Raw genomic sequence first — 14983 nt, 5'->3', positions numbered from 1 at the left:
TTCAGCCCTGGCGGTGCAGCAGCACCACCGCGCGGGCTTCCATCGCGCGGCCTTCGCCGACCGGGCCGAGCTTCTCGGCCGTTTTGGCCTTCACGTTGACCTGATCGGGCGCGAGGCCCAGCACCTGGGCGATGCGCCGGCACATGGCCGGGATGTGCGGTGCCAGCTTGGGCGCCTGCGCGATCACCGTGCTGTCGACATTGCCGATCTCCCAGCCCGCGGCGCGCACGCGGCGTGCCGCTTCGCCGAGCAGCACCGCCGAATCGGCGCCGCGGAACTGTGCGTCGGTATCGGGAAAATGCCGGCCGATGTCGCCCAGGCCCGCCGCGCCGAACAATGCATCGGTGATGGCATGCAGCAGCACGTCAGCGTCCGAATGCCCCAGCAGGCCGGTCGTGTGCGGAACCTCCACGCCGCCGAGGATGAGCTTGCGCCCCGCCACCAGCTGGTGAACGTCCCAGCCCTCGCCCACGCGGATGTTGAACGCGGCCGTCATGTGATGGCTTTCCTGCGGCCGAGCAGCACCGCCTCGGCCAGCGCGAAGTCCTCGGGAAAGGTCACCTTGAAGTTCTGCGCGCTGCCCGGCACCAGCAACGGGGAAAGGCCGATGGCCTCGATGGCGCCAGCTTCGTCGGTCACCGCGTCGCCCGCCCGCTCCAGCGCATCGAGCAGCATGCCGATGCGGAACATCTGCGGCGTCTGGGCCAGCCACTTGTCGGCCCGCGAAAGAGTCTGGGAGACGCGGCTGTCGGCCGAGGACGCCTTCAGCGTGTCGGCCAGCCGCTGCGCCAGCAGCCCGCCGACGGCGTCGTGCTCGCAGGCCGCAATCAGCGCCTCGATCTGGCTCGAGGTGACCAGGCAGCGTGCCGCGTCGTGCACCAGCACCCAGTCGTGCGCCCCGGCGCCCTTCTGCCGCAGCGCCGCGAGGCCGTTGCGCACCGTGGCGGCGCGGGTGACGCCCCCCACGCGCAGCAAGAATTCGTTGTCCGCCGGAAAGCGCGGCAGCGCCGCCTGTACCTCGCGGTCGTCCGGCGACACCACCACCGCCAGCCCCGCGAAGCGGCCCGCCAGCGCGCGGAACGCAGCCACCGTGTGAGCCACCATGGACGATCCCGCCAGCCGCTGGTATTGCTTGGGCTGAACACCACCTGCACGGTGGCCGAAACCGGCACAAGGAATCAGCACGAAAAATCGGGAAGAAGACATGGGGTGCGGCACGGCCGTCGGCCGGCAAGCGGATAAAGGGCCGCCATTCTAGAATCGACCGTCTCACACACCCCTCGCCCTCAGCGCGGGGTGTTCTGCATTTTCAAAGCGTTCCATGGACCTCCCCCACCTCACGGCGGGCAAGCGATTCACGCTGCCGCGTCCCCCTCTGTCGGCCGATGCCCTGCTGCTGGCGCAGCTGGGCATGCGCGAGAAGGCCGCGGGCCGCGCCACCGCGATGTTCACGGCCGACGCCAACGACGCGCAGCGGCTGATCGACGAAATAGCGTTCTTCGCGCCCGAACTGCGCTGCGCCCTGTTCCCCGACTGGGAAACGCTGCCCTACGACAGCTTCTCCCCGCACCAGGACCTGATCAGCGAGCGACTCGCCACGCTCTGGCGCATCAGCCAGAAAGAAGCCGACGTGGTGCTGGTGCCCGCCACCACCGCGCTCTACCGGCTCGCGCCGCCGGCCTTCCTGGCCGGATACACCTTCCACTTCAAGGCCAAGCAGAAGCTCGAGGAATCCAAGCTCAAGGCGCAGCTCACGCTGGCCGGCTACAGCCACGTGACGCAGGTGGTGAGCCCGGGCGAGTACGCGGTGCGCGGCGGCCTGATCGACCTGTTTCCCATGGGCTCGCTGGTGCCGTTCCGCGTCGACCTGTTCGACGACGAGATCGACTCGATCCGCACCTTCGACCCCGACACCCAGCGCAGCCTCTACCCGGTGCCCGAAGTGCGGCTGCTGCCGGGCCGCGAGTTCCCGATGGACGACGATGCCCGCGCGCGCTTTCGCAGCCGCTGGCGCGAACTGCTCGAAGGCGACCCGACCAAGAGCCGCATCTACAAGGACATGGGCAACGGCGTGGCCACCGCCGGCATCGAGTACTACCTGCCGCTGTTCTTCGACGAGACGGCCACGGTGTTCGACTACCTGGGCGCAGACGCAACAGTGGTGCTGCACGGCGAGCTCGAACCCGCGTTCCAGCATTTCTGGCAGGACACCAACGAGCGCTATCGCCTGGTGCGCGGCGACCCTGAACGCCCGGCGCTGCCGCCCGAGGCGCTGTTCCTGAGCGCCGAACAGTTCTACCAGCGGGCCAAGCCGCACGCCCAACTGGCCATTCGAGGCGACGTCGCCACCGACACGCCCTACGCCGAGTTCGACAGGCTGCCACCCTTCGCGGTGGTGCGCGGCGCCGAGGATCCATTGGTCGGCCTCAAGGCCCACATCAAGGCCACGCCGCACCGCGTGCTGCTGATCGCCGAAAGCGAAGGCCGGCGCGAGAGCCTGCTCGACTTCCTGCGCGCCAGCGGCGTGAGCCCGCCGGCCTTCGATTCGCTGGCCGAGTTCGAAGCGTCCGCCGACGAGAAGATCGGCATCGCCACTGCTGCGCTGGCCTCGGGCTTCGCGTGGCGCGAACAGGGCATCGACCTCGTCACCGAGACCGAGCTCTTCGCCACAGCGCCCACCACGCGCCGCCGCAACAAGAAGCAGGAACAGGTCAGCGATGTCGAGGCGCTGATCAAGGACCTGTCCGAGCTCAACGTCGGCGACCCGGTGGTTCACACCGCGCACGGCATCGGCCGCTACCGCGGGCTGATCCACATGGACCTGGGCCAGGGGGTCGATACCGAAGGCAAGCCGCTGCTGCAGGAAATGCTGCACCTGGAGTACGCCGACAAGGCCACGCTCTACGTGCCCGTCTCGCAGCTGCACCAGATCAGCCGCTACACCGGCGTCAGCGCCGACGAGGCCCCGCTGCACAGGCTGGGCTCGGGCCAGTGGGAAAAGGCCAAGCGCAAGGCCGCCGAGCAGGTGCGCGACTCGGCCGCCGAGCTGCTCAACATCTACGCCCGCCGCGCCGCGCGCCAGGGCCATGCCTTCCGCTATTCGGCCGCCGACTACGAAGTATTCGCCAACGATTTCGGTTTTCAGGAAACCGCCGACCAGAAGGCCGCGATCCATGCCGTGGTGCAGGACATGATCTCGCCGCAGCCGATGGACCGCCTGGTCTGCGGCGACGTGGGCTTCGGCAAGACCGAAGTGGCGCTGCGCGCCGCGTTCATCGCGATCACCGGCGGCAAGCAGGTGGCGTTCCTTGCGCCCACCACCCTGCTGGCCGAGCAGCACTACCAGACGCTGGTCGACCGCTTCGCCAAGTGGCCGGTCAAGGTGGCCGAAATGAGCCGCTTCCGCTCGACCAAGGAAATCAACACGGCTGCCAAGGGGCTGGCCGAGGGCACGGTCGACATCGTGGTCGGCACGCACAAGCTGCTCTCGCAATCGGTCAAGTTCAAGAACCTGGGCCTGCTCATCATCGACGAGGAGCACCGCTTCGGCGTGCGCCACAAGGAGGCGATGAAGGCCATGCGCGCCGAGGTCGACGTGCTCACGCTCACCGCCACGCCGATTCCGCGCACGCTGGGCATGGCGCTCGAGGGCCTGCGCGACCTGAGCGTGATCGCGACCGCGCCGCAGCGGCGCCTCGCCATCAAGACCTTCGTGCGCAACGAGGGCACCGGAGTGATCCGCGAAGCCGTGCTGCGCGAACTGAAGCGCGGCGGGCAGGTCTACTTCCTGCACAACGAGGTCGAGACCATCGAGAACCGGCGCCAGAAGCTCGAGGAGATTCTTCCCGAGGCCCGCATCGCCGTCGCCCACGGCCAGATGCCCGAGCGCGAGCTGGAGCGCGTGATGCGCGACTTCGTGGCGCAGCGCTACAACCTCCTGCTGTGCTCGACCATCATCGAGACCGGCATCGACGTGCCGACCGCCAACACCATCGTGATGAGCCGCGCCGACAAGTTCGGCCTGGCGCAGCTGCACCAGTTGCGCGGGCGCGTCGGGCGCTCGCACCACCAGGCCTATGCCTACCTGATGGTGCCGGACACCGAAGGCCTGACCAAGCAGGCGGCGCAGCGGCTCGACGCCATCCAGCAGATGGAGGAACTGGGCTCGGGCTTCTACCTTGCGATGCACGACCTGGAAATCCGCGGCACGGGCGAGGTGCTCGGCGAAAACCAGAGCGGCAACATGATGGAGATCGGCTTCCAGCTCTACAACGAGATGCTCAGCGAGGCCGTGCGCGCGCTCAAGGCCGGGCAGGAGCCCGACCTGCTGGCGCCGCTGTCGGTCACCACCGAGATCAACCTGCACGCCCCCGCCCTGCTGCCCGACGACTACTGCGGCGACGTGCACCTGCGCCTGTCGTTCTACAAGAAGCTGGCCACCGCAAAGACGCCCGAGCAGATCGACACCTTGCTCGAGGAGATCGTCGACCGCTTCGGCAAGCTGCCTCCGCAGGCGCAGACGCTGATCGACACGCACCGGCTGCGCGTGCTGGCACGGCCCTACGGCGTGGTGAAGGTGGATGCAGCGCCGGGCGTGATCCACATCACGTTCAAGAAGGATCCGCCGGTCGACTCGATGGCCATCATTCACCTGATCCAGAAGAACAAGCACATCAAGCTCGCGGGCAACGAGAAGCTGCGCATCGAGCGCGAGCTGAAAGAGCCCAAGGAACGTGCGCAAATGGTGCGCGACGTGCTGCGCAGCCTCGGACAACCCATCGTCAAGGAAACCGCCCCCGCATGAGCGCAATCACAGAAATCTCTCCCGGCCTCGCCATCCAGCGCCTGAAGCCGCCGCTGAAGCTGGCCGACTTCAAGCTGATCGCGTTCGACATGGACTCGACGCTGATCAACATCGAATGCATCGACGAGATCGCCGATGCCGTCGGCAAGAAGGCCGAGGTGGCCGCGATCACCGAAGCCACGATGCGCGGCGAGATCAAGGACTTCAAGGAAAGTCTGCGGCGGCGCGTGGCGCTGCTGAAGGGCGTGCCGGTCGAGGCGCTGCAGCAGGTCTACGACGAGCGGCTGAAGCTCAATCCGGGCGCCGCCGAACTGGTGGCGGCCTGCAAGGCGGCCGGGCTCAAGGTGCTGCTGGTGTCGGGCGGCTTCACCTTCTTCGCAAACCGCGTGAAGGACCGCCTGGGCATCGACTTCGCTCGCTCCAACCTGCTCGACGAGGCCAACGGCAAGCTCACCGGCCAGGTGGTGCAGCAGAGCTGGGGCGACATCTGCGACGGCGCCGAGAAACGCCGCACGCTGCTCGAGGTTGCATCCCTCCTCGGCATTTCTCCGCACGAAGCCATTGCCGTGGGCGATGGCGCGAACGACCTGCCGATGATGGGCGAAGCCGGTCTTTCGGTGGCCTACCACGCGAAGCCGAAAGTCCGCGAACAGGCCATGGTGGCCATCAACGAAGGCGGGCTCGACCGCCTGCTGGATGTACTGAAATGACCGACACAACCGCCCCCCTCTACCGCGCCGACGCGCTCAAGGATTACGCCAGTGCCCTGCTGCAGAAGGCCGGGCTCGCCGCCCCGATGGCCGATAGCGTCGCCCGCACCCTGGTCGAAGGCGACCTGCTGGGCCACGACACGCACGGCCTCGCACTGCTGGCCGGCTATGTGAAGGAAATCGAATCGGGCGGCATGACGCCGGGCGGCGCGCCCGAAGTGCTGTCGGACCGCCCCGCCGCGGTGCTCTGGGACGGCAAGCGCCTGCCCGGCCCCTGGCTCATGGACCAGGGCATGGACCTGCTGATTCCGCGCGCCCGCGAACTCGGCACCGCCTCGCTCGTGATCCGCCGCAGCCACCACATCGCCTGCCTCGCCGTCTACATGCTGCGCGCGCTCGAGGAAGACATGCTGATGCTGCTCGCCTGCTCCGACCCCAACACCGCCAGCGTCGCGCCCTTCGGCGGCACGCAGGCGGTGTTCACGCCGAATCCGCTGGCCATGGGCTTTCCGCTCTCGCAAGGCGGCGTGATGGTCGACATCTCGGCCTCCATCACCACCAACGGCATGAGCAACCGCAAGCGCGCGGCCGGCGAAACTTTTGCGGAGGAATGGCTGATCGACGCCGCCGGCAAACCGTCGAACAACCCGCAGGTGCTGTTCGACCAGCCACCCGGCACGCTGCTGCCGGTGGGCGGACTGAGTCACGGGCACAAGGGCTACGGCATGGCGCTGCTGGTCGAGACCTTGACTGCCGGCCTCGCTGGCCATGGCCGGGCCGACCCGCCCGAAGGCTGGGGCGCGACGGTGCACGTCACGCTGCACGATCTGCATGCCTTCGGCGGCAAGGAGGCTTTCCTGCGCCAGATGGACCATGTGGCGGCCCAGTGCCGCAACAACACGCCGATCGATCCGGCCAGGCCCGTGCGGCTGCCGGGCGAAGGCGGCTTGAAGCGCCGTGATGCGCAGTCGAAGAACGGGGTGCGGCTGCACCCCTCGATCGCACGTTCGCTGCAGGATGCGGAGCAGCGCCACGGGCTGCGGCTCGCGCAGGCGCTGCTCTGAGGGCGGGCTAGATTTCTTCGGGCGGTTCTTCTTGCGCCGGCTCGCCGGCCGCGCGCGGCTTGCGCTTGCCGGGCTTGGCCAGGATTTCGACGTAGAACTGCTTGCCGGCGTCCTTGACGATGCCGTCGATCAGTCCGGTGATGGCCGACAGGTGCACGGCTTCGGCAGTTTCCGCCGAGGCGCCGAACCTGCAGTCGAAGTCCCAGAAGTCGCTGCCTTCAGGCAATTCGCGGCGCCGCTCGCGCTTGATGTACTTGCGGATTTCGTGCTTGATGGCTTCGAGGAGGCGGTCGGGGTGCTTGCCCTCGACCTGAAGCTGAAAGGTTTTTCTCATGGTCGATCCTAACCCGCGGCCTGTGTACAGTCGGCGGTGGTTCAAACGAAAGCAGGTGAAGACATGGCGCGCGCAAACGACTGGGCAAGCAAGGTGATGGCATTGGTCAACGGCGGCAACGCATCGGCGGCCATCGCACAGATCAAGGTCGCACCCTCGGTCAAGGACCTGAAGGCGCTGCAAACGATCATGACGCTATCGAAAATGAAAGGCCGCTATCCGAACGTGGATGCGGCCATTGCGGACAACCTGGCGCTGCTGGCGGCGCCCCGCCTGCACCGCTCGCCCTGAACCGAAGGCCTACAGGGCCTGGCCCAGGCGCTTCACGCCCTCTTCGATCCGGGCCACATCGGCCGTCGCAAAGCTCAGCCGCAGCGTCGCCAGGTCGGGCTTCTCGGCATAGAACGGCGCCCCGGGCACGAAGGCAACGAGCTTCTCGATGGCGCGCTTGGCCAACTCGCTGGCATCGGCCAGCTTGCCGTTGGCCCCCGTGAGGCGGGCCCAGAAGAACAGGCCGCCCTGCGGCTGCGTGAAGCTCACCGCATCGCCCAGTTCGCGCTTGAGCGCCGCCCCCATGGCCTGCGCGCGCTGGCCGTAGACCTCGCGCACGTGCGCCAGCGTGGCCGGCATGCGGCCGCTCTTGAGGTATTGCGCGGCCGTGGCTTGCGAGAAGGTGCTGGTGTGCGCGTCGCTGAACTGCTTGCACATGGTGGCCTTGGCCAGCAGTTCGGCCGGGGCGATCATCCAGCCGATGCGCAGGCCCGGGCTCAGCACCTTGCTCAGGCTGCCGCAATGCGCGAGCAGTTCGCGGCTGCCCGGCACGTCCTTGGCTAAAGCCAGGATCGAAGGCGGCGGCGCTTCGCCGAAGTAGAGGTCGCCGTACGGGTCGTCCTCGACGATCAGCGTCTGGTACTTGACCGCGAGTTCGAGCACCTTCTTGCGGCGCTCCAGGCTCAGCATGGCGCCGCTCGGGTTGCCGAAGGTGGGAATCAGGTAGACGAACCTGGGCTTGTGCTCGGCGATGAGTTTCTCGAGCTCGTCGGTCTTCACGCCGTTGGCGTCGATGGGCGCGCTGATGAGCTGCGCGCCGTACAGGCGAAAGCACTGGATGGTGGCCAGGAAGGTCGGGCCTTCGACGATCACCTTGTCGCCGGGCGAGATCATGGTCTTGCCCAGCAGGTCGAGCGCCTGCTGGCTGCCGGTGGTGACGATCAGGCCGCTCGGGTCGACGTCGACGCCCTTGGTCTTCATGAAGGCGCTCAACTGCGTGCGCAGCGGCTCGTAGCCTTCGGTGGCACCGTACTGCAGCGCGCCGCCGGGCTCCTCGGTCAGCGCCTTCTGGCTCGCCTCCTTCAGGCCCTCCACGTCGAACATGGCGCTGTCGGGGAAACCGCCCGCGAAGCTGATGATGCCGGGCTTGCCCAGCAGCTTGAAGAGTTCGCGGATGGCGGAGGTTTCGACGTTGTCGAGGCGGGAAGCGAATTGCATGGGAAGTCTCACTTTCTGGGCGCTATTGTGGCGAAAGTGCGGCGGCGTGCCGCACGGTGGGCTTTGGGCCGCCGACGATATATTGGGCGCCTTGCCCGGAACCCCATGAAAAAAGACAACATCCCCCTCTTCTTCGCCACTTTGCAGGCGGCCAACCCCACGCCCGAAACCGAGCTCGAGTACGCCACGCCCTTCGAACTGCTGGCCGCCGTGCTGCTCTCCGCGCAGGCGACCGACGTGGGCGTGAACAAGGCCACGCGCAAGCTGTTTCCGGTGGCGAACACGCCGCAGGCGATGCTCCGGCTGGGCGTGGAGGGCCTGGAGGACTACATCAAGACCATCGGGCTGTACCGCAGCAAGGCCAAACACCTGATCGAGACCTGCCGCATCCTGGTGGAGAAGCATGGCGGCGAAGTGCCCCGCACGCGCGCCGAGCTCGAGGCGCTGCCGGGCGTCGGCCGCAAGACCGCCAACGTGGTGCTCAACGTGGCGTTCGGCGAAGCGACGATCGCGGTCGATACGCACATCTTCCGCGTCGGCAACCGCACCGGGCTTGCGCCGGGCAAGACGCCGCTCGAAGTGGAGCTCAAGCTGGAGAAACGCGTTCCGTTCGAATTCCGGCTGCATGCGCACCACTGGCTCATCCTGCACGGGCGCTACATCTGCGTGGCACGCACGCCGAAGTGCTGGGAATGCGCGGTGGCACCCTTTTGCGACTACAAGCCGAAGACGCCGCGGCCCAAGTCAGCCTGAAACCGTACTCCCGCTATAGCTCGAACGCTTCGACCTGCCGGCCATCGATGTCGGTGAAGCCGTATTCGCACGCCAGGTCAGCCACGCGGTGCACGCCGCCGCTTTTTTCCAGCACCCGCGCATCGCCCGCGAGCGCGGCCACCGCGCGGCCGAGATAGCGCGGCGACTCGGTTCGCGCCAGCGCCGGGCGCTCGTGCCAGTGCGCCTCGTCGGTCTTGTGGCCGGCCAGCACGAACTCGGTACGCATCCAGCCCGGCGACACGGCGAGCGAAGCGACGCCGTGCGGGCGAAGTTCCTGCGCCATGCCGAAGGCCAGCCGGGTCATGGCCGACTTGGCCAGGTCGTAGAACAGGTTCCCGCGCAGGTAGTTGCCGCGGTCCCAGAAGGTGGTGGTCACGATCAGCCCGCTCTTTTGCGCCACCATCAGCGGCGCGGCGAAGCGGCTGGCCAGCAGGTGGTTGCGCACGCCGCGGTCGAACATCGAGTCCCAGTTGGAAAGCGGATGCTCCCAGAACGGCGCCTCGAACACGCCGTTGAAGGTCTCGTGGCCGCCCCAGGCATTGTTCACGAGCAGATCCACACGGCCTTGCTCGCGCTGCACCTGCGCAAAGAGCTGCTTCACCTCGTCTTCCTGCGTGTGGTCGCAGCGCACCGCAATGCCTCGTCCACCCATGCGCGCGACCTCGTCGGCGGTTTCGTCGATGCTGCCCGGCAGGGCTTCGAGCTCCGAGAGCGCGAGCAGCTGGCCATAGCTTCTTGCCGGCTGCCCGCGCGTGCTTCGCCCGGTGACGTACACAATGGCGCCCGCGGCGCCCAGTTCCGCCGCAATGCCGCGGCCGGCGCCGCGGCTCGCTCCGGTCACCACGGCCACGCGGCCCTTCAGCGGCCGCTCCCTGCTTTCAGATGGCATCGTCCTGTCCTTTCGTTGCGAGTGAGAGGCGACGACGGTAAGGCCGCGTCAATCCGCCGTCTTGGAAGAACCCGAAACCGCCCGCCCCAGAAACTCCGTCGGCGTAAGGCCGCAAAGCGCCTGGAACTCGTTGATGAGGTGCGATTGGTCATAGAAGCCGCCATCCAGCGCAAGGCTTGCCCAGGCGGGCTCGCGCTGCAGGCGCAAGGCGCGCACGCAGGCATGCAGCCGCGCGAGCCGGCTCCAGGCCCGCGGCGACAGCCCCACCTGTTGCCGAAAGACCTGCTGCAGCCGCCGCTCGCCAAGGCCGACGGTCTGCGCCACCTCGCGCAGCGGACGCCGCCCGCCCGACATGGCGATGAGCTGCGCCGCGCGCATCGCCGCCGCGTGGACGGCGCCGTCGCCATCGGCCAGCCGGCGCTGCAGGGCCGCACACAGCACCGACACGCGCGACGCGTCGTCCGGCTGCAGCGCGATGCGCTCCAGCAGTTCGGCGCCACGGCCGCGCCACAGCTCGTCCAGGTGCACGGCGGTGCCTGCGACCTCGCTGGCCGGTCTTCCCAGCAGCGCCGCAGCCGCACCGGGGCGCAGGGTCACCGACAGCCCTTCCATCTTCCGGCGCAGGCGCACGAGGGCCGGCGCCGCCGACGCGCCGATGGCCTCGACCGCATGCCCTGCACTCTCGTCCGCCGAGGGTGCATCGCCGAGATTGAAGACCAGCCGCACCGCCCCATCGGGCAGCACGCGCTCCAGGACCTCACGGCCCTCGGGCAGCGTTTCCCTGTAGAGAAGAATGTGCGCAACGTGCATCCGCAGCGGCTCGGCGACCGGAAAGGCGCGTAGCGTCCCCGCAGGCATGCCGGCCTCCGGCCCGTGCAACGGGTCGTCGTCGAGGCGCAGGTACAGGCGTTCGTTCTTGGGCGGTGTCGGCATCGCGTTGGCGGACAGTGGCGCGCGGCGGCGGGTGCCACCGCGCATCAGCCGCATTCGATCAGCTGGCACGCCCCATAGTCAATGGGCGCCGACGGCCACTGCGCGGCATCGTCGACGCGCCGCACGCCGCGGTGCAGCAGTTCCACCGCCCGCATCACGCCTGCATGCGTGACCCACACCGCATCCTGCCCCGACGCGCGCCAGTCGTCGAAGGCCGCGCCAATGCGCTGCATGAAGCGGGCCGTGCTTTCGCCATGCCCACCCGGGCACCCTTCAGCGAAATTGCAGGTCCACGCCTCGAACTCGGCACGCGCAATCGACGACCAGGGCCGGCCTTCCCAGGCGCCGAAATCCATCTCGGCGAGGCGCTGATCGACGCGCGTGGCAAGGTCCGGACGCAGCCTGCCGATGGCTTGCGCGAGTTCGGCGCAGCGCCGGAGCGGCGAGTGGGCCAGCGCAAGATCTGCGGGCAGGCGCGAAGCCACCGCATGCGCCGCCGCCTGCGTCGCCTCGGCCGGCACGCCCACGTCCGCGCTGCCGTAGCAAAGGCCCGGTGCGGCCTCGGTCTGCGCGTGGCGCACCAGCCACAGCTTCATGCCTGCCAGGCCAGCGCCAGGTAGATCGCAAGCTCGCACAGCTGCTGCGTCGCGCCGAGCCCGTCGCCGGTGAATCCCTGCAGCCGGCGCCGGAACATGCGCGCCATGACCAACGCCGCCAGAGCGCATGCCACCGCCATGGCCATCGTTCGTACAGGGCCCTGTGTCGCCAGCATCAGCAGGGCAGCGGGCACCGACCAGAGCACGCCGACCAGCAAGGCACCGCCGCCGATCGCATCGGCCAAGGGCTTGGCCTTGCTTGCGCCGCTATCGCCCACGTAGGGCAGCCAGCGGATCAGGAAGAGCGGCGCCAGCCGCGACAGCACATGCGCGCCCACGATGGCGCCGGCCACGGCCTGCGCGCCCTGCCCCGCCATCGACGCGAGCAGCGCGGCCTTGAGCCCGAGCGCCAGCATCAGCGCAATGGCGCCGAAGGCACCGATGCGCGAGTCCTTCATGATCTCGAGCGCGCGGCTGCGGTCGGCCGAACCGCCCAGCCCGTCGGCCACATCGGCGAGCCCGTCTTCATGAAAGGCGCCGGTCAGCAGCACCGTTGCAGCCATGCTCAGCAGCGCCGCGGCCAGTGCACCGGCCACGCCGGGCAAGCCCTGCAGCGCGAGCACGAAAACGGCCGCGCCCACGCCGCCCACGAGCCAGCCCACACCCGGAAAATGCGCCGCGCTTGCACGCAGCATCTGTGGGCTGAAGCCGATCCACTCGGCGAGCCGGCCGGTCACCGGCACGCGCGTGAAGAACTGCAGCGCCAGCAGATAGTTGCGGACACCGTTCATGGGTTCAACTGTCCTTGCGCGACACGCCGGCGGCTTCGAAGCTGGCCATCTCGCGCAGGATGCGGCAAGCCGATTCGAGCAGTGGCCAGGCCAGCGCGCCGCCCGAGCCCTCGCCAAGGCGCAGGTCCAGGTCCAGCAAGGGCTCGAGCCCGAGGTGCTTCAGCAACAGCGCATGCCCGGGTTCCGCCGAACTGTGCGCGGCCACGCAGCGCTGCGCCACATGCGGCTGCAGCGCCTGCGCGACGAGCACCGCAGCGCTCGCGATGAAGCCATCGACCACGATCACGCGCCGCTCCTGCGCCGCCTGCAGCACCGCGCCGACCAGCGTGGCAATCTCGAAGCCGCCGAACGCAGCGAGCGCATCGAGCGGCTCGCTCGCAGCCGCATGCAGCGCCAGCACGTCGCGCAGCACCTGCCGCTTGCGCGCGAGCCCCGCGGTGTCGAGGCCGGTGCCGGAGCCGGTGCAGCCGTCGATGTCCAGCCCCGCAAGGCGCGCCAGCAGCAGCGCCGCGGCCGAGCTGTTGCCGATGCCCATTTCGCCGAGCAGCAAGGCATTGCCCGGCAGCGCGCTCACCACCTCGCGCCCGTTGACGATGGCTTGCGCACATTGCTCCGCGGTCATGGCGGGCCCGGCCGACGCATCGGCGGTACCGGCGGCGATCCGGCGCGACACCAGCCCCGGGCGGGCCTGGAAGTCGCGCCGCACGCCGCAGTCGACCACGGTGAGCGCCAGCCCGTGCTGGCGCGCCAGCACGCTGACGGCCGCGCCGCCGACCAGGAAGTTCTCGACCATCTGCCAGGTCACGTCGCTCGGAAAGGCCGACACGCCGCGCGCCGCCAGGCCATGGTCGGCCGCGCACACCAGCATTTGCGGTGCTTCGAGCACGGGCGTTTCGCTGCCCAGGACGAGGCCGATCCGCAAGGCCAGGCTCTCGAGACGGCCGAGCGCGCCGAGCGGCTTGGTCTTGTTGTCGAGCGCCGCCTGCAGGCGCGACGCAAGTGCGCCGTCATGGATGTCGGAGATGGAAGGAATGGTCTGGTTGTTGTCGGTCATGCGATCAGGCCTTGCAGGACGCCGGCCTCGAAGTGGTTGTCTATGAAATCGGCCAGGCCGTCGAAGGTCGCGTCGAGCGTGGGTGCCGCGGCGCCGAAGAGGGCCTGCAGTGCGGCCGCGTCCTCGAACAGGCCATGCAGGTAGAGGCCCAGCACGTTGCCACGCGCGTTCTGCCAGGCCAGGCCCTCGGGCATCACGGCACGGCCGTCCTGCGCCATCTGGGGGTGAATCGCGGTCTGGCCGTGATGGATCTCATAGCCCGTCACCGCCGCGTTCGAGAGCGAAGCCCATGCACCGCCCAACTGGCCGAAGACTGCCGCCCTGTGGCGCACGGTCTTTTCGCGCTCGAACACCGTCACCAGCGGCAGCAGGCCCAGGCCGGGCGCATTGCCGTCGATGCCGTGCGGATCGACCAGCGCCTCGCCCAGCATCTGCAAGCCGCCGCAGACACCCAGCACGGCACCGCCGGCGGCCGCGTGCGCCGCGATGACGCGGTCCAGGCCCTGCGCGCGCAGCCATGCGAGATCGCCGCTGGTGTGCTTGGAGCCGGGCAGCACGATCCAGTCGGCGCCGGCCAGCTCCGCCGGCGTGCGCGCCCAGACCAGGCGGATGCCCGGCACGTTCTTGAGCGGCTGGAATTCGTCGAGGTTGCTGATGCGCGGGTAGGCCACGACGGCCACGGTGCGTGTGACGGCACCGCTCGCACCGAGCGCCGCCGGGCCGCCCCAAGGCGCGAGCGCCCCCTCGGGGGGCAACGAGGACACGCCAGTGCCGAGCGTGGGGGTCCAACTGGTCCGGTCGTCGAACACACCGTCTTCCTCAGGCAGGCCGTGCTCCCGCCACATCGGCAGCGTCGCGACGGTCGCGATGCCGGTCAGCGCCTGCAATTGTTGCGGTGCCGGCGCCAGCAGCGAGGCATCGCCGCGGAACTTGTTGAGCACGAAGCCGCGCAGCAGCGCGCGGTCGCTCTCAGGCATCAATGCCCAGGTGCCGTACAGGTGCGCGAAGGCGCCGCCGCGGTCGATGTCGGTCACCAGCAGGCAGCGGGCGTTCGCGTGGCGGGCCACGCGCAGGTTGACGATGTCGCTTGCCATCAGGTTGATTTCGGCCGGCGAGCCGGCGCCTTCGATCACCACCACGTCGTTCTCGGCACGCAATGCGTCGAGCGCCTGCGCAATCTGCGGCCAGACGCGCTCGCTGCGCCCGCGCCAGGGCATGGCCGTGAGTTCCGCGCTCACCTGCCCCATCAGCACCACCTGGCTGTGGGTGTCGCGCTCGGGCTTGAGCAGCAGCGGGTTCATGCGCACGTCGGGCACGGCGCGCGCGGCCAGTGCCTGGAAGTACTGGGCGCTGCCGATTTCGCCGCCGTCGACCACGCGGGCGTTGTTGCTCATGTTCTGCGCCTTGAAGGGCGCCACCTTGAGGCCCTGGCGCGCATACCAGCGGCACAGCGCGGCGGTCAGCCAGCTCTTGCCGGCGCCACTGGTCGTGCCCAGAACCATCACGCATCGGGTTGTCATGCGGCTATTGTCCGTTGTCGCCGCAG

Annotated in this window: 15 protein-coding genes; 5 read left to right on the top strand and 10 right to left on the bottom strand. The window is 68.8% G+C overall.

Annotated elements, in window-relative coordinates:
- Window position 1 precedes the first annotated feature (1 nt).
- Together ispF and ispD are read right to left on the bottom strand one after the other, a co-directional pair.
- Window positions 2–496 carry a 2-C-methyl-D-erythritol 2,4-cyclodiphosphate synthase gene (gene ispF / locus L1081_RS06450; protein WP_124960525.1) on the bottom strand — a complete coding sequence of 165 codons (495 nt, stop codon included), beginning with the start codon at window positions 494–496 and terminating at the stop codon, window positions 2–4.
- Window positions 493–1206 carry a 2-C-methyl-D-erythritol 4-phosphate cytidylyltransferase gene (gene ispD, locus L1081_RS06445; RefSeq protein ID WP_489415708.1) on the bottom strand — a complete coding sequence of 238 codons (714 nt, stop codon included), beginning with the start codon at window positions 1204–1206 and terminating at the stop codon, window positions 493–495. The genes ispF and ispD overlap by 4 nt, the downstream gene beginning before the upstream one ends.
- 115 nt (window positions 1207–1321) lie before the next feature.
- On the opposite strand from ispD, the gene mfd reads away from it, so the two are divergent.
- Genes mfd through L1081_RS06430 form a run of 3 tightly spaced genes read left to right on the top strand, consistent with a single transcriptional unit; the run spans window position 1322 to window position 6578 of the window.
- Window positions 1322–4804, top strand: coding sequence for a transcription-repair coupling factor (gene mfd, locus L1081_RS06440; protein ID WP_489415707.1), 3483 nt, complete (start codon window positions 1322–1324; stop codon window positions 4802–4804).
- Window positions 4801–5514: a phosphoserine phosphatase SerB gene (gene serB / locus L1081_RS06435; RefSeq protein ID WP_489415706.1), complete on the top strand. Its 714-nt coding sequence runs from the start codon at window positions 4801–4803 to the stop codon at window positions 5512–5514. The genes mfd and serB overlap by 4 nt, the downstream gene beginning before the upstream one ends.
- The gene (locus tag L1081_RS06430) at window positions 5511–6578 is read left to right on the top strand and encodes an Ldh family oxidoreductase (RefSeq protein WP_489415705.1); all 1068 of its coding nucleotides are present in this window, start codon (window positions 5511–5513) and stop codon (window positions 6576–6578) included. The genes serB and L1081_RS06430 overlap by 4 nt, the downstream gene beginning before the upstream one ends.
- Before the next feature lie 7 nt (window positions 6579–6585).
- On the opposite strand, the gene L1081_RS06425 is transcribed toward L1081_RS06430, so the two are convergent.
- Window positions 6586–6912, bottom strand: a complete 327-nt coding sequence (locus L1081_RS06425) for a DUF6172 family protein (protein WP_489415704.1) — start codon at window positions 6910–6912, stop codon at window positions 6586–6588.
- A 63-nt stretch (window positions 6913–6975) separates the two neighbouring features.
- On the opposite strand from L1081_RS06425, the gene L1081_RS06420 reads away from it, so the two are divergent.
- The gene (locus L1081_RS06420; RefSeq protein ID WP_012747682.1) at window positions 6976–7203 is read left to right on the top strand and encodes a hypothetical protein; all 228 of its coding nucleotides are present in this window, start codon (window positions 6976–6978) and stop codon (window positions 7201–7203) included.
- Window positions 7204–7212: 9 nt separating this feature from the next.
- Here L1081_RS06420 and L1081_RS06415 read toward each other — a convergent pair whose 3' ends face one another.
- A complete protein-coding gene (locus L1081_RS06415) occupies window positions 7213–8400 on the bottom strand; it encodes an aminotransferase class I/II-fold pyridoxal phosphate-dependent enzyme (protein ID WP_489415703.1) in 1188 nt (395 codons plus the stop codon).
- A 105-nt stretch (window positions 8401–8505) separates the two neighbouring features.
- On the opposite strand from L1081_RS06415, the gene nth reads away from it, so the two are divergent.
- Window positions 8506–9153 carry an endonuclease III gene (gene nth / locus L1081_RS06410; RefSeq protein WP_489415702.1) on the top strand — a complete coding sequence of 216 codons (648 nt, stop codon included), beginning with the start codon at window positions 8506–8508 and terminating at the stop codon, window positions 9151–9153.
- Window positions 9154–9166: 13 nt separating this feature from the next.
- Here nth and L1081_RS06405 read toward each other — a convergent pair whose 3' ends face one another.
- Genes L1081_RS06405 through L1081_RS06380 form a run of 6 tightly spaced genes read right to left on the bottom strand, consistent with a single transcriptional unit; the run spans window position 9167 to window position 14939 of the window.
- The gene (locus L1081_RS06405; RefSeq protein WP_489415701.1) at window positions 9167–10063 is read right to left on the bottom strand and encodes an SDR family NAD(P)-dependent oxidoreductase; all 897 of its coding nucleotides are present in this window, start codon (window positions 10061–10063) and stop codon (window positions 9167–9169) included.
- Window positions 10064–10111: 48 nt separating this feature from the next.
- Window positions 10112–10996 (bottom strand): helix-turn-helix domain-containing protein, encoded by an 885-nt coding sequence (locus L1081_RS06400; RefSeq protein ID WP_489415700.1) that lies wholly within the window; start codon window positions 10994–10996, stop codon window positions 10112–10114.
- A 44-nt stretch (window positions 10997–11040) separates the two neighbouring features.
- Window positions 11041–11592 carry a histidine phosphatase family protein gene (locus tag L1081_RS06395; RefSeq protein ID WP_489415699.1) on the bottom strand — a complete coding sequence of 184 codons (552 nt, stop codon included), beginning with the start codon at window positions 11590–11592 and terminating at the stop codon, window positions 11041–11043.
- Window positions 11589–12383 carry an adenosylcobinamide-GDP ribazoletransferase gene (locus L1081_RS06390; RefSeq protein ID WP_489415698.1) on the bottom strand — a complete coding sequence of 265 codons (795 nt, stop codon included), beginning with the start codon at window positions 12381–12383 and terminating at the stop codon, window positions 11589–11591. Before L1081_RS06390 ends, L1081_RS06395 begins: the two co-directional genes overlap by 4 nt.
- Window positions 12384–12387: 4 nt before the next feature.
- A complete protein-coding gene (gene cobT / locus L1081_RS06385) occupies window positions 12388–13437 on the bottom strand; it encodes a nicotinate-nucleotide--dimethylbenzimidazole phosphoribosyltransferase (RefSeq protein WP_489415697.1) in 1050 nt (349 codons plus the stop codon).
- Complete coding sequence (locus tag L1081_RS06380; protein WP_489416743.1) at window positions 13434–14939, bottom strand: cobyric acid synthase; 1506 nt, start codon at window positions 14937–14939, stop codon at window positions 13434–13436. Before L1081_RS06380 ends, cobT begins: the two co-directional genes overlap by 4 nt.
- Window positions 14940–14983 lie beyond the last annotated feature (44 nt).

Origin of the sequence: Variovorax sp. MSC1_012 (genome assembly GCF_023667525.1) — a bacterium.
In the GTDB taxonomy this organism is placed as follows: Bacteria; Pseudomonadota; Gammaproteobacteria; order Burkholderiales; family Burkholderiaceae_C; genus Variovorax; species Variovorax beijingensis_B.
The sequence above is the reverse complement of the archived record's forward strand: the minus strand, read 5'-3'. Positions and strand labels throughout refer to the sequence as shown.

Excerpts from the sequence above, each read along its gene's own strand:
- ispF (WP_124960525.1), bottom strand. The coding sequence starts at position 496 with ATGACGGCCGCGTTCAACATCCGCGTGGGCGAGGGCTGGGACGTTCAC.
- ispD (WP_489415708.1), bottom strand. The coding sequence starts at position 1,206 with ATGTCTTCTTCCCGATTTTTCGTGCTGATTCCTTGTGCCGGTTTCGGC.
- mfd (WP_489415707.1), top strand. The coding sequence starts at position 1,322 with ATGGACCTCCCCCACCTCACGGCGGGCAAGCGATTCACGCTGCCGCGT.
- serB (WP_489415706.1), top strand. The coding sequence starts at position 4,801 with ATGAGCGCAATCACAGAAATCTCTCCCGGCCTCGCCATCCAGCGCCTG.
- L1081_RS06430 (WP_489415705.1), top strand. The coding sequence starts at position 5,511 with ATGACCGACACAACCGCCCCCCTCTACCGCGCCGACGCGCTCAAGGAT.
- L1081_RS06425 (WP_489415704.1), bottom strand. The coding sequence starts at position 6,912 with ATGAGAAAAACCTTTCAGCTTCAGGTCGAGGGCAAGCACCCCGACCGC.
- L1081_RS06420 (WP_012747682.1), top strand. The coding sequence starts at position 6,976 with ATGGCGCGCGCAAACGACTGGGCAAGCAAGGTGATGGCATTGGTCAAC.
- L1081_RS06415 (WP_489415703.1), bottom strand. The coding sequence starts at position 8,400 with ATGCAATTCGCTTCCCGCCTCGACAACGTCGAAACCTCCGCCATCCGC.
- nth (WP_489415702.1), top strand. The coding sequence starts at position 8,506 with ATGAAAAAAGACAACATCCCCCTCTTCTTCGCCACTTTGCAGGCGGCC.
- L1081_RS06405 (WP_489415701.1), bottom strand. The coding sequence starts at position 10,063 with ATGCCATCTGAAAGCAGGGAGCGGCCGCTGAAGGGCCGCGTGGCCGTG.
- L1081_RS06400 (WP_489415700.1), bottom strand. The coding sequence starts at position 10,996 with ATGCCGACACCGCCCAAGAACGAACGCCTGTACCTGCGCCTCGACGAC.
- L1081_RS06395 (WP_489415699.1), bottom strand. The coding sequence starts at position 11,592 with ATGAAGCTGTGGCTGGTGCGCCACGCGCAGACCGAGGCCGCACCGGGC.
- L1081_RS06390 (WP_489415698.1), bottom strand. The coding sequence starts at position 12,383 with ATGAACGGTGTCCGCAACTATCTGCTGGCGCTGCAGTTCTTCACGCGC.
- cobT (WP_489415697.1), bottom strand. The coding sequence starts at position 13,437 with ATGACCGACAACAACCAGACCATTCCTTCCATCTCCGACATCCATGAC.
- L1081_RS06380 (WP_489416743.1), bottom strand. The coding sequence starts at position 14,939 with ATGGTTCTGGGCACGACCAGTGGCGCCGGCAAGAGCTGGCTGACCGCC.